Genomic DNA, 14809 nt, shown 5'->3' on the forward strand with positions numbered 1-14809 from the left:
ATCACCTTTTCAAAGGCGTATCTGCCGCGGTCGATGCTGGCGCCCTGCGGCCGAGTTGACGCGCGGTGACCAACAGGCCGACGAGTGAGACGACGGCGATCAGCACGCACATGACCAACACATCCGCGTCTTCGAAATTGAGGTCCGCCACGACCAGCGCTGCGGGGATGTTGCGCGCTCCAGTGCCCAGTGTGAGCACCGGCCGGGCAGCGGTGTCGGCGCCGGCGATCAGCCAGCCAATAAGAAGGGTTCCCGCGACCAAGACGATCGAGGCGGCGACGGCGCCGGTACCGAAGGTGGCAAGCTTGGCTTGCCCGTGGAGAGCCAGAAGTGCGACCGCGCCAATAGCCAATCCAATGTTTGCGATTATCGAGACGATCCGCTGCAAGCGGGCGGCCACTGGGGGAAAGCGCCGGTTCACGAACAGACCGATGGCAAGGGGAATGAGCATCAGCAACACGAGCGACTTGGCGATGTCGAGCGGCCCGACCTGGACGCCCGGCAAGAGAAGCGGAAGCACCAGCGGCAAGTAGAAGACTGTCGTCCCCATCAGCAGCACGAGCACGCCCACGCTCGCGGCGACCTCGCCCTTGGCGATCTGCACGAGTGGCGGCAAAAAAGGCGCGCCCGCGGCTGTCGCCATCAGGATCAGCCCGATGCCAAAGCCGTCGTTGAGCGGAACGACAGCCCGGATCGCCAAGGCGAGTGCGGGCACAAGCACGAAGCTGGCCACCAGGACTTTGATCGGCAGGACCCCGCCACGCAGCGGCCCCACAATTTCACCGATGGTCAGGCGCATCCCCAAGGCGGCCATCGTGGCGACGACGAATGTGAGAATACCTAGATCGGCCAGCACTGCCGCTGCCTCCCAACATTGCCATCCTTTTGGCCTTGTGGCCGTCCATGCGGATGCCGGGGAAATTGAGGAACAACTCCGTGGACATCGCCCGGATCGCCTCGCCCTGCGAAAGACGGCGGAGCCTTAATTCTAGTCCGCAGTTAAGCGTCCACAATGGCTGGGGACGCGATGATCCGGCCGTGCGTCTCTTTTACTTGGCAACGCGTCCCAAATGTCGTGCGCTGCGGCTGAGGCACCCGTCCCGTCCGCTCCGATTCAGGATAGGCGGCATTGGAATTGGTGCGTTTTCGGCATGTCAGTGGACGCTGGTTTACGAGCGGCCCTGAACCCGGGTCCACAAGCCGGGTTCTTCCATTTTCCGGTACACTGATTGACTGAATCCTGTCTCAGCGGGGCGGAGACAGTTGGCCCATGCCTGGAGAATAACGGCCGATATCGCCGTCAAACGGCTTCACTGTCCGCTGCAGGCCCTATTCTCGAATTTGCGATAGTATCCGGTGCAAGATGGGGAGGTCCTCCGCCGACCCACAACCATCACCTTCGACGGCGGTGCTTGGGTGAGGAGGGATATCGCTGCGGGCCTCGACAGGCGTAATACCAAATTCTTTCTTGAACGAGCGGCTGAAGCTGGACGGGTCGTTGAAGGCGAACGATCGGGCAATCGTTGCTATGGGATCGACGTTCGAAAATTTCGAGAGCTCAATATAAGCCTGTCGCAGGCGGCACTTCTGAATATAATGGGTTATTCCACCATTTTCTTCCATTATTCGATAGAGTTGCGAGCGAGATATTCCCGCACTTCGACAAACAAAGGCTACGTCTAGAGCTCTATTCTTGAGATTCGATTCTACTATTCGGATAATCTTTTCGCGTCGTGTGAGTGCGATTTGTGCGGCGGCCAACTCGTAATGTTCTGCTGAGGGAGCAATGCAAGCCAGCACCATCCCGCGCACGGCATCTTGTAAATGCGGCATATCCGTCCGGGACAGTGCCGCCACATTTCGACCGAGCAACTGCAGGAATTCGGCCAGAAGCCTTCCCATAGCGCCATCGAGCGGCCTGCCGACCACAGTATCCAGCACTGGAGCGAGATCGCTGAACACGTCTCGGGGAAGGTAAAGTTGGAGACGACGGTCCGCGGCGCGCGTGCTGTTGATTTCCTGGCCAAGCGTTGTGACGAAGGCAACTCCGGCCGGCACATCGAACTCCGTTCCCTTTGCTGCCTCCCCGCATGCTCGCTGCTGGCCCAGCACTATGACCCAGTCATCGACAGGATTTCGACGGATCAGGGAAGCCGTTCTGATTGCCCGTAGCGCGGGAGCTTCAACGATGCCGAGGGCGAAGTTCCCTAAAGACCAAATCTCGCTTGTCGCCGCAAATTCCCGCGGGTCCTCCACCACGAAATCAAAGACGGGATCGAACCACGACCGAAAAGCGTCAAATTGCTCTCGAGCCGGAAGACTGTGAGTGGAGAAAACGTTAGGCATCACGTTTTGATCCCAAAGCCGCATGAATTGGCGGGCAGGCCGTTTTCGATGCCCCACATCCCGGCGAGGGATTGTATACTTCAAAAAAGGTCCAGGATACCTTCCGCCGCGCATGGCTGCGCTCGGTCACCGACGGCGTTGAAGTCGATGACACGGAAATTCGTTTTCACGGTCGCAAGACCATGCTGGAGCGTCTTGTGATGGGAGGAGGGGCGGCTTCGGCGGGACTGCCCGGTATTCTTCGCGCCGGACAGGATTCGGACCAGTGCTTCCCTCTCAAAGAACTCACAGGATCATCGTAACGGTTCTATCAGGCACTGCGCGCCGAGGACTGCCGGCAATTTGCGTCGATGCCCGTCACGCTAAAGCGGCGCTCGATATGGCTGCCAACAGAACCGATGCCGATGTGCGCGGCTCGGGCCAACCATCAAATGTGTCGCACCTGACGCCAGACCTAATGCGTACCGGCCAGATGCTTCTTCAGGCGCCGGAAGTTGCGCATCACTAACGGCGGAGCGAGTTCCAACGCCATTTCATTTACCTTCGTTCTCCAGTCTACACGATCGTTCGTGCCGGGACGGACGCGGAATTGGGTTGTTGCGTCCCGTTTCGTTTCATCCCACGTCGAGGTGTAGTAGTAGAGTGCAATCGATCGGCGCGGTATGCCTTGCGGGTGATTAATCAGCTGCGGATTGCCGTGCATGCTCTCTTGCGTGGTATTGAATATTACGCATCGGTTGAAGCTCGGAACGATTGAGTGGGCGCACCTGGTCATGTCCTGGTCCCACAATTCGAGCTGTCCGCCGTATTCCGGTTGCCAGTCCTTGTTGAGATAGATCAGTATGTTGACGCGGCGTTCCAGATTCATCGGTTTGTGATGATTGAAGTCTGCATGAACAGAAAGGTGGCCACCTTGATGAATCCGGTGGAGACCAGCGCCGGCAAAGTATGGGTCTGGAATGAGACCCTTTATGCCGGTGATGTTCTCGATCACCCGGATAAACGGCCGTGAGTTGAACGAATAGAAGATCTGCCGTGTAGATGGAGGCAGGATGTCCGGGTTGAAGCTTTCCTTCAGGCGCTCTTGACGCCGATCGAATTTTTGTTCGGCCTCCTCGGAACTAGCCGGAAAATCCTTCAGGCAGACTTCAAGCACATTTGGTGGCAGGAAGTTCTCTATTACTATGTGCGGGAAGGGATCAGCCTGTTGATAGCTTTCGTGAAGTTCACTGCCCTTTTCCCGGTCGATATTGCTGGAAACATGCCCGAATTTTTCATCCATTTCATGCAGATAAACCATGATTCGTCCCCAAGGGTATCTGATGGCACCGTTGTTCTGGTCCAATGAGAGTCTACATGACCGGCCTGGCGCCGCAATTGGCGGGAAACCAACTTATGTGCCATGCGGGTTTACTCAATTAGAAGCAGTCGCTTTACTCTGCGTGTCGAGACGGCTCGGCGGATGCTTCCAAAGGTCACGCCGAAAATTTGCTCATGCTTCCAGGGCACGACGAAGGGCGGCGTCGACGGCCGCACCGGCATCGTCCCAGGAGGCCGTAGCGACACTCTCAGAGGCTCGTTTTGAGGCTGCCTCAAAGTCGGGAATGTCTAACACCGCTTCCAATGCGGTCGCGAGCGAGTGCGGCGTGGCCGACGCATACCGAATGTGAGGGTTATCGAGCACCATGCGGTTGTGCTCTGCATCGTTGACGACCGGGATACAGCCGGCAGCAAGCATCTCGTAGGGCACGAGCGATACGTTGGTGAGTGAAAGGTTCAATCCAGCGAAGCACTGATTGTAAATATTGTTAAGTTCAGTCGGCCCAACCAATCCATGATTTATGAATTTGAACGGAAGCGATCCAACCTTCTCTCCAAAAATATGCAGTTCGAGCTGGGGGTGGCGATTTGCAAGTATTTCGAGCGCCAGGAGCCCAAGTTCAGTTCCTCGTCTTGGCGTCCTCGACCGTGCGTAGAAGGCGACACCCGTTCGCCTTCCGCCGCCTGGCTTCAAGCCATAGCGCGAGGTGTCGCAGCCGAACGGAAAGTAGTCGGCGTCCATGCCGAATTCATGCGACAGTTTCTGCGCCAACCACTTGCCGGCGGTGATAGCATGAAAGCCCATTCGATAGGTGTTTTCCGCCAGCACGCTCTGAGAGCCCACTGGATCAAAGTAGGGCTCATAGTCTTGGACAAAATAGAAGCGTTTTCCGCTGCAGCGTGAATTAAAAACGGCGTAGGCAGTCGGCCAGGCTGTGGCTATGACTGCATGTGCGTCCGCCATTCCTTCGCTAACGTCGGCGATCGGGCAGGTGAGTCCATAGTATTCTCTAGCGATCCCTTCGTAATACCTAAGATCACCGCCATACGTGTTGTAAAGATAGACGCGATTCTTGTATCCAAGCCTGTCAAAGTATTTGACCATTCGATAGCACGTCGTATGCCCCCCCGATCCGGGCCCTGCGGGGTGCTCGACCCAGTTTATGGTCAACGGTTCGCCTGGACTGATTTTGGGAGTTCTTGGTTTAAAGGGCTGGCTCAAATCGGCTGCCATAACATCATGGGGGAAAACTTCCCATTTCGATTTCCGTGGCCTGACCCAGTCTGACGCCATGAACAGCGCACGATCGACAATCCCTTTGTACCCATCTTTTGCGAGGATGGCGCCAACTTGGCGACTGCGCCGGCCAAATTGGCGGCGCGCAGAACTCAGAATTGAAGTCGGCATCGTCTAAAAGGTCTCCACTGCCGTTGCTCGCCTCCGTTCAGAGCAGATCGAGCTGTCCGGCACCGATCGGGACGTGTGTAACAAACTGTGGCTCCGGCGGCACCCGCGCTGCAATGCCTCATTTCGGTCAAGGGCATACCCATGACTGCGCGAGTTCCGCTGTGTTTGCAGTATGAACGGCAATTGCCCTGCAACAACGCTACGTCTTTTGATGCTTCTCGGTACGACATCTTCGTTCCCGGAGGGGCGGGTACTTGCTGTCTACACCAGGATCAGGACTCATTGATCACAGCCGGAAGATGACGGTTGCGGCGATGCATATTGCCGAAAAGAGGGTGTGCGCGCTTAGTGGATTGCGATGCGCCGCCAGTCCTTGAGCTTTGCGAAGAGGTTCTCGACTTTGCGGCGCTTGCGGTAAAGTGTCTCGTCGTAGGGGTATGGCACTTTTCGGCTTCGGTTCGACGGAATGCAGGGTTCGATCCCTTTCGATCCGCGCCATCTGGCGCTCGCTCAACAAAAACAAATCACTCATCTTGGCCTCCAGTGGGAAGCCGTGAATCACATCTCAATCCAAATTAATAGATTTAGAGCCTAGCTTGTTTCCGGCGCACGCGAGGCACGACCGGACGCCGCAGCCGACAGCAACTGCAGGGACCTGCTTCCGGACACACGGAACGATTGTCCCCGCGCCTTAATGCGGGTGGCTGATGCGGGCGACCTGGGCGTCCTTCATCAGGCTGAGGAAATTGGGGCCGGTGACGTGGACCAGCGTCCGGTGGTCTCCCGCCTCGAAATAGACGTCGCTGACCCGCCCCAGGCTTTCGTCGAGGATGACCGGGACATCATAGGCCATGCCGACGGGCGGGGCTGCCCCTTCGTCGCAATCCGAAAAGAGCGCGCAGACCTCTTCCTCCGACGCCAGCCCGAGCCTGCGGTCGACCACGTCCTGCAGGGTGGAAAGCTCGATGCGGTGCGTGCTGGGGACGACGGCGAGCACGTAGCCCATTTCGTGGTGGACGACCACGGTCTTGGCGAGCCTGCTGCCGGGGATATGGGCTGCCTGGGCCGACTGGCTGGTCGTGGCGGTGCGATGATGCGGGACGGTGTCGTAGGCGATCCCCTCCCGCTCGATATAGTCCTGAAGCCTTCTGGCGATGGTCATGGTAGGCGCCCCTTCCTGTCTGCTGGCGACGCGTAACAAAGCCATTGTCCTCCCATCATCGCCGAAGTCAACGAGGAACCGGACGATGCGGATCGCTCCTGCCGCCAGGCTTCCCAGGATCTCCCCGGGCCTCCCCAGGGCCGCAGACGTTGCCTGGCGAACGGGCGCGGTGCATGCTTCACCCGAAATCGCGCGGTCCCCACCGCGCCAGATCGAGGAGGAGACCGAAGCCATGACCGTCCGGATCAAGCGGGTCTACGATATGCCGGAGCCTTCCGACGGGGTGCGCATCCTCGTCGACCGCCTATGGCCGCGCGGCATGGCGAAGGAAAAGGCGCGGATCGATCTCTGGCTGAAGGACATTTCCCCGAGCGACGATCTGCGCCGGCGCTTTCACGCCCGGCCCGAAAGCTGGGACGAGTTCCGAACGCTCTACGCGGCGGAACTGGAAGGTGAAGCCGAACAGGTCGCCCTGGCGGAACTCGAGCGGCATATCGCGCAAGGCCCGGTGACGCTCCTCTACGCCGCGCGGGACGAACGCCACAACAACGCGGCGGCCCTGAAGATGTGGCTGGAGGAAAAGGCACTGAAGCCCACCGAGGGCGGCTGACGGCCCCGGTAAACGCGCCCGATTAGGACCGACACCATCCCGACCAGGCCGTGTGGGCGCGTGGGATCGGCAGGCCCTTCCCCTAGACCGCGAGCTCGCGCCTTGCCGTCTCCGCCTCGATCGCGAGGTCGAGGACCTTCTGCAGGTTTGCGGCATGGCGGAAGCCGGGCTCGACCTGCCGCCTTTCGCGCACGGCCGCGACGAATCGCTCGTAGTTGGTGGGCACCTGGCCGGCATCGATCTCGCGCCAGCGCGCGTTCTCCACGTCCTCGCCGATGCAGCCCCGTAAGCTGGAGCCTTCGGGCGTATGGATCACCTCCAGCGCGCCGCGGTCGCCGTGCATGCGCAGGCGCAGTTCGTTGAGATGGCCGGTTGCCCAGCGGCTGGCATGGATCACCCCGAGCGCGCCGTTGGAGAATTCCGCCGTCATGGCGAAGCTGTCGTTCGCGTCGAGGTCGTATTCGCCGATGCGGTTGCCCGGCGCCTTGTCGAAGGCCTTCATGCGGGCATAGATCGCCTCCACGTCGCTGCCGCTGCCATAGGCCGCGAAATCCAGGATATGGATGCCGACGTCCCCGAGCACACCGTTCGAGCCATGCCGCGTCGACAGCCGCCACAGCCACTGGCTCTCGGTCGTCCAGTCGCCCCAGGCCCGGGAGACCAGCCAGCTCTGCAGGTAGGACGCCTCGATGTGGCGGACCATGCCGAGCGTGCCGGACAGCACCAGTTCGCGCGCCATCTGCAGGGGAGCGACGTTGCGATAGGTCAGGTTGACCATCGTCACCAGACCGGAGCGCTCGGCCGCTTGCGCCATTTCGTCCGCCTTGGCGAAGGTTTCCGCCAGCGGCTTCTCGCACAGGACGTGCTTGCCCGCTGCAAGCAGGGCTAGCGTGGTCGGATGATGGACCCGGTCCGGCGTGACGTTGGTCGCCGCGTCGAAATCGCCCCAGGCGAGCGCCTGCTGCAGATCCGGGAAGGTGCGCGCGATCCCGTGTCGCTCGGCGAAAGCTGCCGCCCGCGCCGGATCGACGTCCACGGCGCCGACCAGTTCGACGCCGGGAATGGCAGAGAAATGTTCAGCATGCGTGTTGGCCATGCCGCCGGTGCCGAGAACGAGAAGACGCATGCGGTCGCTCACCGGTAACCGGCTTCGCCGGCCTCATGCAGGCGCGGGCCGCGTTCGACGATGGGTTCCAAAGCGCTTTCAACCGGCACGTTCGGCGCGTCGTGGACAGCCAGATATGGCGCCAGCGGGTTGTCGGCCCACTTGACCGCGTTGCGCAGCACCTGCTGCACCGTCGCGTCGTGATAGGTCGGATAGGTCTCGTGCCCGGGTCGGAAGTAGAAGATGTTTCCCGCTCCGCGTCGCCAGGTCATCCCGGACCGGAATACCTCTCCGCCGGCGAACCAGGAGATGAACACCGTCTCGAGCGGCTCGGGCACCGAAAACGCCTCGCCATACATCTCCTCGTTCTCCAGCACGAAATGCTCCGGCAGGCCGGCTGCGATCGGATGGACCGGATTGACCGCCCACAACCGCTCACGCTCGCCCGCCTCACGCCATTTCAGCGCGCAGGGCGTTCCCATCAACCGTTTGAAAATTTTCGAGAAATGACCGGAATGCAGCACGATGAGCCCCATCCCCTCCCAGACCCGCTTCGCCACGCGCTCGACGACCTCGTCGGAAACCGCGCCGTGGTCCTTGTGGCCCCACCATAGAAGCACGTCCGTCTCCGCAAGCCGCGCCGAAGGCAGGCCGTGCTCATCCTCCTGCAGCGTCGCCGTCGACGCCGTGATCGCAGGATCCGTGTTGAGCGCTGCGGCGATCACCGTGTGCATGCCGTCCGGGTAAATCGAGCGCACGACCTCGTTGGTCTGCTCATGGATGTTCTCGCCCCAAACGATGGTCCGTATCGTCATCTCGACAGCCTCCCGGTCTGAGTCAGCTTCAATCCAAAGCGGTTTGGATTGAGTTTTACAGCCGTGGCTGCCGATGGCAAGTCCCAATCGGCAGCCGTGCCGTCAATGGAACGCGGATTTGGAGAACAGGTTCAGGACGAGGACCCCGGCGATGATGAGCCCGAGCCCGATCACGGCAGCGAGGTCGAGCGTCTGACCGAACACGAAATAGCCGACCAGCGAAATGAGCACGATGCCGAGCCCGCTCCAGATGGCATAGGCGATGCCGACAGGAACGTAGCTGAGGCTCCACGACAGGAAATAGAAGGCGATCGAATAGCAGACCACCATGATCAGCGTCGGCCCGAGCCGCGTGAAATGCTGGGCAGCCTGCATGGCCGAGGTGCCGAGCACTTCGAAAAGGATCGCGACCACCAATACGGAGTAGACGAGGGTGAGGTTCATGGCAGGCTCCGCAGGCGGGGGACGGGTTTCAGGGATTGCAGGCGTTCAGCCGCGGGAGAGGTCGAAGAGGCGCTGTTTCATCCGCTCCGCCTGCGCCGGATCCATCGGATGGCTTTCGAGGACGGAGGCAAGCCACAGCCCGTCGAGGGCGAAGCGCACCAGTTCGCAGTCGAGCGAGGAATCGGTACCGACATGCAGCTCGGCCTGCAGCGCGATCCAGTCCCGCCAGCGCGCGCGCAAGGCTGGCTCGGCCAGAAGCGGCATGGTCATCGCCTTCCAGCGCGCGTCCTCCGCCATGGCCTCAGTGCCGAACGTGACGGCGACATAGGCCCGGGTGAACCGGCCGTGCGGCTCCGGGTCGGCACGCATCGCCTCTGCGATTGCGGCATCCATCCGCGCGATCATGTCGTCTAGGAGCCCGAACAGGAGATCGGCCTTGCTCGGGAAATGATGCAGCAACCCACCCTTGCTGACGCCTGCGGCGGCGGCTGCGGCATCGAGCGTCAGGCCGGCGGCCCCTTTCTCCACGCACAGATCGGCCGCGACCTCCAGCAGCAGCTGGCGGACGGCTTGCGGATCCTTCTGGCGTTTGTGGGCCGTGCTCATGGATTAAACATACCGTCTGGACGGTTTTATTTCAAGAGATGAGCGGCATTGGTAGCGGAAGATTCCTGCACATCGGCGCGCCTGATCGCCATCGCTCCCCCCACTCAGATCCGCAACCTGCATCTCAGGTAGGCCCTGCTGCCGCGATCCGATGTCACAGGTCGCGCAATGCCGTTGTCCCCTTCCCCGTCGTGAACTATCTGTGGCACAGGCGAAATTCGGGCGAGGCTGGCGGGTGCAGGACGGGCAGAGGCAAGACGGGCAGGCTGAAGGCACGACCACCCTCTACGAGGCCGTCGGCGGCGAGGCGGGCGTACGTGCGCTGACGCAACGCTTCTACGCGCTGATGGATACGCTGCCGGAGGCAGCCGCCTGCCGCGCGATCCACCCCGCAGACCTGTCGGGCAGCGAGGAGAAGCTGTTCGAGTATCTCTCCGGCTGGCTCGGTGGTCCGCCGCTCTACACCGACAAGCGCGGCCATCCGATGCTGCGCCGGCGCCACTTCGCAGCCCCCATCGGCGCCGCCGAACGCGACGGCTGGCTCCTCTGCTTCACGCAGGCGCTGGAGGAGACGGTTCCGAGCCGGCAGTTGCGGGATATCGTGCTGGCGCCAGTGACCCGGCTCGCCGAGCATATGGTCAACCAGGAACAGGAGGAGGATCGATGACGGTCTCGACCGCACGCCGGGCAACGCTCCTTGTCGCCGGCCTGTTCGGCTTCGCCGGCGTCGTCAGCGCCGCCATCGCCTCGCATGCGAGCGGCGATCCGCGGCTGATGAGCGGCGCCTCGGCCATGTGCCTTGCGCATGCGCCTGCCCTGCTCGCGCTCTGCGCCGCCTGGCCGAGCCTGCGCACCGCCCCGCTCGCCGCCGCCCTTCTGACCGCCGGCACGCTGCTTTTTGCGGGCGACCTGGCGATGCGCCACGCGCTGGGGCACGGCCTGTTCCCCATGTCCGCCCCGACCGGAGGCACGTTGATGATGGCCGGCTGGCTGGCGATCGCCCTCGGCAGCCTGCTGAAGCCGCGCGACATCTGAACATCGAGGCCTGAATAGTGGCGCCCGAACCCGCACGCCAGAACGCGCGACGGTCGCCACGCGTTTTGCCTCGATGCGGGGACGCCGCCATGCCGGATTGGGTATGGCCGGTGCCGCAGACGTCAGGCGAACCCCGTCAGGCGGAGTCCTTCCGCCGGCCGGCGAGAGCCGTGAGCAGCGGGAAGGCGACGACATTGTCGCCGGCCTCGATCTGCTGCTGGTCGGCCGGCTCGAACGGCACGGCGCGCGCGGGCGAGCGCGTTTCCCACACCGGAAAGACGGAGACGTTCGGGCTCTCCGCCTGCATGTGCGCCTCACGCGTCAAAAGTGCGTAGAGCTCGGGAATGAGGCCATCCCCGTTCTGCGCGGCCAGCTTGTGCAGGCCGATCATCATGAAGCCGTCCGGCCTGTCACTGCTCATTGTATCGGCGTTCCATCGCTGAGGCTCTGCAGGGCCCGCTCGAAGCTGGACTTGCTGCCGTTGCGCAGCGGCACGAAGGCCTTCTCCCACTTCTTGCAGCCCGTCTTCACCCTGAGACACGCATCATGGCTGATGCAGTCGATCGGGCAGAACACACAGTCGACCGAAGGAAGAACGTTGTCGATTCGCGAAACCGCCTCGCGAAGGCCGCCGTCGTGATGGATCAGGTTGGCGCCGAACGAGCTTGCGATCTGGCGCAGATGCGCGACCTGGCAGTCCCGCCCGCCGACATAGAGAAAGTTGCGGCCCTCGAGCCCTGCCCTGGCCGAGGCATCGCCGTACGTGCCGTCCGCCTGTTGGCCCTGCTTTTCGGCCCTGCGGTCGATCTCGATGGTTCGCCGCTTCACCCGCGTCACCTCGACGGTCCGCTGCGCGCGCTGATCCGGGGCCGCAGGACGCACTGGCTGCGGCTTGCTCTCGCCGGCATTGGCCGATGCGGAGGAAAGGCGGGCCTTCAATGCGGCGACCTCTTTTTCCAGGGCGGCGATCCGTGCGTCACGCGCCGTCACCATCGCCCTCAGCACTGCCTCGCGCTGGCCGTCCTTGCCTGCATGCATGCGTCGTTCCTCGCGCTCTGGGCTCCGCAGCCCGTTTCAATTTGCGCGACCCTACAAAACATGACTTCTGGAGTAAAGTATAAACATGATAAATTTCATCATCTTTTTTGATCAACCGCAAGTCGCGCTCATTGGACCAGCGCGCCCGTCACGGCCCTGAGGCCTATCGCTTGAAGACGATCGGAACGTTGAAGGGCCAGGACGACCGGCCCGCGCCCGCCGGAATCTCCGGGAACGGTGCGGCGCGGCGGACAGCCTCGATAGCCGCCTGGTCGACATCCGGCTCGCCAGAGCTCTTGGCAATGCGAATGCTGGTGGCCTGGCCGGAGGACGAGACGGTGAAGGCGACCGTCACGACGCCGGCACCCCGCACGCGCCGCTTGGCGCGATTGATCTTGCTGCGGACCTTGCCCGGATAGTTGCTGACAGCGGCGTTTCCGACCGTTGCGCTGCCCTTCTTCTGGCCACCGGGCGAAGACATCGTGACGCCGTCGGAGCCGTTGACCTCGCCGCGTTTTGCCGCCTGCGGGCTGTTGCCCTTGTCGCCGGATTTTTTGGCCTTTTTCTTCTCCGGCTTTTTCTCGGCCGGTTTCTCGACCTTCTTTTCCAGCGGCTGGATCGCCTCCGGCGGCTTTTCCACGATCTCCGGCCTGATGTCGGGAACGGGAATGGCGGCGATCTCGACCTCGGCGCCCTGGATCTCGATGGCCTCGCTCATCTCGGGAACGAATTCCTCCGCCTCCGGCGTCGGCGCAACCTCGCTCGGCGTGATCTCGTCGGGAACGACCTCCTGCGGCTCGATCTCGGCCACTGGCTGGGCAACCGGTTCGATCGTCTCCGGCTCCATCTCCTCGGTCGGCTGGATCTCGTCCGGCGCGCCGGATTCGATTGCGTCGAAGGCATTGTTTCCAAGCATCGCCACCTCGGCGACGACCGCGCCGCCGGCGACCTGTGCCACATCCGGGTCCGGCTCGGGAGAAAGCGTCAGGATCGCAGCCGCACCCGCATGCGTGATCAGCGACAGGACGATCGCCGCGCTCCAGATTGTCTTGCTGCCGGCCATGGCTACACCTTCATTCCTAACTCGACCCGACCGCGCTGCCGCGCGCCCGGTCTATCCTTCGAAACCGACCTGCGTGTTGCTGCGCGTCACGATGCCGCTCATGCATGCACCGGCGGCAATGCCCTCGCCCTCGCATACCGGGGAATCGTTGATCAGGATCCGCTTGACGTTGTCGCATTGCGTGCCGGGCAGGTCGAACTGCCGCACCTTCGTCTTTCCCTGCGGCAGGTCGCGGAAATCGAGCACGATCATGCGCTCGACCGTTCCCGTTCCGTTGAAGAGCACGAATTCGAACTTGGCGCTCGCGACGCTCTTCTCCAATTGGTTACCGACCACGAAGGTGAAGACGCAACCGCGCTCAGACGGCGCCACCGCATTGAGCTCCACCTGCAGGCCCTTGGCGGGTTGGGCATCCTGCGACCATGCGCTTGCGGCAGACAGGGCCACAGGCAGGGCAACAGACAGGGCCAAAGCCGTCACGGACAGGGCTGCATTTCGGATCATCGGGGACGCCTCGACTGTTGGACACGAACAAAACCCGGACATGCGCCGCCACAATGAAGCAATTGTGGATTGCATGGTGCATTTCAACCAGCGGCCGATCCGGTATTGCGTCCATAAATAAATATGACTATGAAAGTCAAGAAAGTTTAACGGAAACGACGTTCAATCCCCTGTGAATGCTCGCAAATTTGTTGCGGGACGATGCGCCCGGAGCCGCGATTACCGCCTGGCGCTCCACGGGGGTGCGATGATTTTTGAGCAGATGAACGTGAGCAGGCAGACGCCATGACGGAAAAGCAGCGCCCCACCCCTTCCGAGATCCGCGCTTACCGAGCGGAAAATCCCAAGCTGCGCGAGCGCGACGTTGCCGTCCAGCTCGGCATCTCCGAAGCCGCGCTCATTGCAGCCGAGGTCGGGCTGACGGCCGTGCGCATCGACGGCAGCGCCAACCGCCTGCTGGAAAAGGCGCCGTCGCTCGGCGAGGTCATGGTGCTGACCCGCAACGACAGCGCCGTGCACGAGAAGATCGGCGTCTACGAGAAGATCACGGCCGGCCAGCATGCCTCGATCGTGCTCGGCGAAAACGTCGATCTGCGCATCTTCCCGCAAGTGTGGGCGCACGGATTTGCGGTGAGCAAGAAGGGCGAAGGCGATGAGGTCCGCCGCAGCCTGCAGTATTTCGACGCGGCCGGAAACGCCGTCCAGAAGATCCACCTGCGCCCCGCCTCCAATCTCGATGCCTACCTGGCGCTCGTCGACGAATTCCGGCTGGAAGACCAGTCGCAGGACTTCGTCGAAGTGAAGCCATCCGTATCCGATGCGGACGAGACCGGTCCCGTCGACGTTCCGGTGCTGCGCCAGAACTGGAGCGAGATGACCGACACGCATCAGTTCTTCGGCATGCTGAAGAAACTCAAGATCGGCCGGCGGGACGCCGTTCGCAGCGTCGGCGAGGACTATGCCTGGCAGGTCGCCTCCAACGCGGCCGAGTTCTTGCTGCGAGCCGCGGCCGAAAAGGGCACGGACATCATGTGCTTCGTCGGCAACAACGGCACGATCCAGATCCACACGGGTCCGATCGGCAAGGTCGAGCCGATGGGGCCGTGGATCAACGTGATGGATCCGACCTTCCATCTCCACCTGCGCCAGGATCACATTTCCGAATGCTGGGTCGTGCGCAAGCCGACCAAGGACGGCCACGTCACCTCGCTGGAGGCCTATGACGCCAAGGGCGAGATGATCATCCAGTTCTTCGGCAAGCGGAAGGAAGGAAACGTCGAGCTTGCGGCGTGGCGCGACATCCTCGACGGCCTGCCGCGCGCCGACGCCAGCGTCGCAGCCTGAGGACCCGCC

At 62.1% G+C, this 14809-nt stretch carries 19 protein-coding genes and 1 pseudogene; 6 read left to right on the forward strand and 14 right to left on the reverse strand.

What is annotated here, in order from left to right; all coding sequences use genetic code 11:
* Position 1: 1 nt before the first annotated feature.
* Together GGQ64_RS22845 and GGQ64_RS22850 are read right to left on the reverse strand one after the other, a co-directional pair.
* A complete protein-coding gene (locus GGQ64_RS22845; protein WP_210300389.1) occupies positions 2-856 on the reverse strand; it encodes a hypothetical protein in 855 nt (284 codons plus the stop codon).
* Positions 857-1329: 473 nt separating this feature from the next.
* Positions 1330-2346 carry an AraC family transcriptional regulator gene (locus GGQ64_RS22850; RefSeq protein WP_183807652.1) on the reverse strand — a complete coding sequence of 339 codons (1017 nt, stop codon included), beginning with the start codon at positions 2344-2346 and terminating at the stop codon, positions 1330-1332.
* 71 nt (positions 2347-2417) lie between these two features.
* Here GGQ64_RS22850 and GGQ64_RS22855 point away from each other — a divergent pair, with 71 nt between their 5' ends.
* Both GGQ64_RS22855 and GGQ64_RS22860 read left to right on the forward strand, forming a co-directional pair.
* Entirely contained in the window at positions 2418-2648 is a 231-nt protein-coding gene (locus tag GGQ64_RS22855) for a hypothetical protein (protein ID WP_183807762.1), read from the forward strand.
* 3 nt (positions 2649-2651) lie between these two features.
* Positions 2652-2752, forward strand: a pseudogene (locus GGQ64_RS22860) (IS110 family transposase); the annotation flags it as partial.
* Positions 2753-2800: 48 nt separating this feature from the next.
* Here GGQ64_RS22860 and GGQ64_RS22865 read toward each other — a convergent pair.
* From GGQ64_RS22865 to GGQ64_RS22880, 4 genes are all read right to left on the reverse strand, one after another.
* Positions 2801-3646 carry a 2OG-Fe(II) oxygenase gene (locus GGQ64_RS22865; protein ID WP_183807653.1) on the reverse strand — a complete coding sequence of 282 codons (846 nt, stop codon included), beginning with the start codon at positions 3644-3646 and terminating at the stop codon, positions 2801-2803.
* Positions 3647-3838: 192 nt separating this feature from the next.
* Complete coding sequence (locus GGQ64_RS22870; protein ID WP_183807654.1) at positions 3839-5074, reverse strand: glycosyltransferase family 4 protein; 1236 nt, start codon at positions 5072-5074, stop codon at positions 3839-3841.
* A 286-nt stretch (positions 5075-5360) separates the two neighbouring features.
* Positions 5361-5606 carry a hypothetical protein gene (locus GGQ64_RS28335; RefSeq protein WP_183807655.1) on the reverse strand — a complete coding sequence of 82 codons (246 nt, stop codon included), beginning with the start codon at positions 5604-5606 and terminating at the stop codon, positions 5361-5363.
* Positions 5607-5765: 159 nt separating this feature from the next.
* On the reverse strand, positions 5766-6236 hold the full coding sequence (locus tag GGQ64_RS22880; protein ID WP_183807656.1) for an aminoacyl-tRNA deacylase: 471 nt from the start codon (positions 6234-6236) through the stop codon (positions 5766-5768).
* A gap of 232 nt (positions 6237-6468) precedes the next feature.
* Between GGQ64_RS22880 and GGQ64_RS22885 the strand changes: the two genes are divergently transcribed.
* The gene (locus tag GGQ64_RS22885) at positions 6469-6846 is read left to right on the forward strand and encodes a DUF488 domain-containing protein (RefSeq protein ID WP_183807657.1); all 378 of its coding nucleotides are present in this window, start codon (positions 6469-6471) and stop codon (positions 6844-6846) included.
* Between the two features lie 82 nt (positions 6847-6928).
* Here the strand turns inward: GGQ64_RS22885 and GGQ64_RS22890 are convergent, their stop codons facing one another.
* The 4 genes from GGQ64_RS22890 to GGQ64_RS22905 all read right to left on the reverse strand — a co-directional run bounded on the left by GGQ64_RS22890 (position 6929) and on the right by GGQ64_RS22905 (position 9816).
* On the reverse strand, positions 6929-7972 hold the full coding sequence (locus GGQ64_RS22890; protein ID WP_183807658.1) for a Gfo/Idh/MocA family protein: 1044 nt from the start codon (positions 7970-7972) through the stop codon (positions 6929-6931).
* A gap of 8 nt (positions 7973-7980) precedes the next feature.
* Complete coding sequence (locus tag GGQ64_RS22895; protein WP_183807659.1) at positions 7981-8766, reverse strand: ThuA domain-containing protein; 786 nt, start codon at positions 8764-8766, stop codon at positions 7981-7983.
* A gap of 102 nt (positions 8767-8868) precedes the next feature.
* Positions 8869-9210, reverse strand: coding sequence for an SMR family transporter (locus GGQ64_RS22900; protein ID WP_183807660.1), 342 nt, complete (start codon positions 9208-9210; stop codon positions 8869-8871).
* A 45-nt stretch (positions 9211-9255) separates the two neighbouring features.
* A complete protein-coding gene (locus GGQ64_RS22905; RefSeq protein WP_183807661.1) occupies positions 9256-9816 on the reverse strand; it encodes a TetR/AcrR family transcriptional regulator in 561 nt (186 codons plus the stop codon).
* A 235-nt stretch (positions 9817-10051) separates the two neighbouring features.
* Between GGQ64_RS22905 and GGQ64_RS22910 the strand changes: the two genes are divergently transcribed.
* A complete protein-coding gene (locus GGQ64_RS22910) occupies positions 10052-10483 on the forward strand; it encodes a group II truncated hemoglobin (RefSeq protein WP_343059548.1) in 432 nt (143 codons plus the stop codon).
* A complete protein-coding gene (locus tag GGQ64_RS22915; protein WP_183807663.1) occupies positions 10480-10851 on the forward strand; it encodes a DUF423 domain-containing protein in 372 nt (123 codons plus the stop codon). The genes GGQ64_RS22910 and GGQ64_RS22915 overlap by 4 nt, the downstream gene beginning before the upstream one ends.
* Before the next feature lie 136 nt (positions 10852-10987).
* Here GGQ64_RS22915 and GGQ64_RS22920 read toward each other — a convergent pair whose 3' ends face one another.
* The 4 genes from GGQ64_RS22920 to GGQ64_RS22935 all read right to left on the reverse strand — a co-directional run bounded on the left by GGQ64_RS22920 (position 10988) and on the right by GGQ64_RS22935 (position 13456).
* Entirely contained in the window at positions 10988-11272 is a 285-nt protein-coding gene (locus tag GGQ64_RS22920) for a hypothetical protein (RefSeq protein WP_183807664.1), read from the reverse strand.
* Positions 11269-11658 (reverse strand): DUF2325 domain-containing protein, encoded by a 390-nt coding sequence (locus tag GGQ64_RS22925; protein ID WP_425488533.1) that lies wholly within the window; start codon positions 11656-11658, stop codon positions 11269-11271. The genes GGQ64_RS22920 and GGQ64_RS22925 overlap by 4 nt, the downstream gene beginning before the upstream one ends.
* A 394-nt stretch (positions 11659-12052) precedes the next feature.
* Entirely contained in the window at positions 12053-12952 is a 900-nt protein-coding gene (locus GGQ64_RS22930) for an energy transducer TonB family protein (protein ID WP_183807665.1), read from the reverse strand.
* Positions 12953-13003: 51 nt separating this feature from the next.
* Entirely contained in the window at positions 13004-13456 is a 453-nt protein-coding gene (locus tag GGQ64_RS22935) for a hypothetical protein (RefSeq protein WP_183807666.1), read from the reverse strand.
* Positions 13457-13741: 285 nt separating this feature from the next.
* Here GGQ64_RS22935 and GGQ64_RS22940 point away from each other — a divergent pair, with 285 nt between their 5' ends.
* Positions 13742-14800 (forward strand): hemin-degrading factor, encoded by a 1059-nt coding sequence (locus GGQ64_RS22940; RefSeq protein ID WP_183807667.1) that lies wholly within the window; start codon positions 13742-13744, stop codon positions 14798-14800.
* Positions 14801-14809 lie beyond the last annotated feature (9 nt).

Origin of the sequence: Mycoplana azooxidifex, assembly GCF_014196765.1 — a bacterium.
Classification (GTDB): domain Bacteria; phylum Pseudomonadota; class Alphaproteobacteria; order Rhizobiales; family Rhizobiaceae; genus Mycoplana; species Mycoplana azooxidifex.

Coding starts and splice junctions, on each gene's coding strand:
- GGQ64_RS22870 (WP_183807654.1), bottom strand. CDS start 5,074: ATGCCGACTTCAATTCTGAGTTCTGCGCGCCGCCAATTTGGCCGGCGC.
- GGQ64_RS22885 (WP_183807657.1), top strand. CDS start 6,469: ATGACCGTCCGGATCAAGCGGGTCTACGATATGCCGGAGCCTTCCGAC.
- GGQ64_RS22880 (WP_183807656.1), bottom strand. CDS start 6,236: ATGACCATCGCCAGAAGGCTTCAGGACTATATCGAGCGGGAGGGGATC.
- GGQ64_RS22905 (WP_183807661.1), bottom strand. CDS start 9,816: ATGAGCACGGCCCACAAACGCCAGAAGGATCCGCAAGCCGTCCGCCAG.
- GGQ64_RS28335 (WP_183807655.1), bottom strand. CDS start 5,606: ATGAGTGATTTGTTTTTGTTGAGCGAGCGCCAGATGGCGCGGATCGAA.
- GGQ64_RS22865 (WP_183807653.1), bottom strand. CDS start 3,646: ATGGTTTATCTGCATGAAATGGATGAAAAATTCGGGCATGTTTCCAGC.
- GGQ64_RS22915 (WP_183807663.1), top strand. CDS start 10,480: ATGACGGTCTCGACCGCACGCCGGGCAACGCTCCTTGTCGCCGGCCTG.
- GGQ64_RS22895 (WP_183807659.1), bottom strand. CDS start 8,766: ATGACGATACGGACCATCGTTTGGGGCGAGAACATCCATGAGCAGACC.
- GGQ64_RS22850 (WP_183807652.1), bottom strand. CDS start 2,346: ATGCCTAACGTTTTCTCCACTCACAGTCTTCCGGCTCGAGAGCAATTT.
- GGQ64_RS22890 (WP_183807658.1), bottom strand. CDS start 7,972: ATGCGTCTTCTCGTTCTCGGCACCGGCGGCATGGCCAACACGCATGCT.
- GGQ64_RS22940 (WP_183807667.1), top strand. CDS start 13,742: ATGACGGAAAAGCAGCGCCCCACCCCTTCCGAGATCCGCGCTTACCGA.
- GGQ64_RS22935 (WP_183807666.1), bottom strand. CDS start 13,456: ATGATCCGAAATGCAGCCCTGTCCGTGACGGCTTTGGCCCTGTCTGTT.
- GGQ64_RS22930 (WP_183807665.1), bottom strand. CDS start 12,952: ATGGCCGGCAGCAAGACAATCTGGAGCGCGGCGATCGTCCTGTCGCTG.
- GGQ64_RS22920 (WP_183807664.1), bottom strand. CDS start 11,272: ATGAGCAGTGACAGGCCGGACGGCTTCATGATGATCGGCCTGCACAAG.
- GGQ64_RS22900 (WP_183807660.1), bottom strand. CDS start 9,210: ATGAACCTCACCCTCGTCTACTCCGTATTGGTGGTCGCGATCCTTTTC.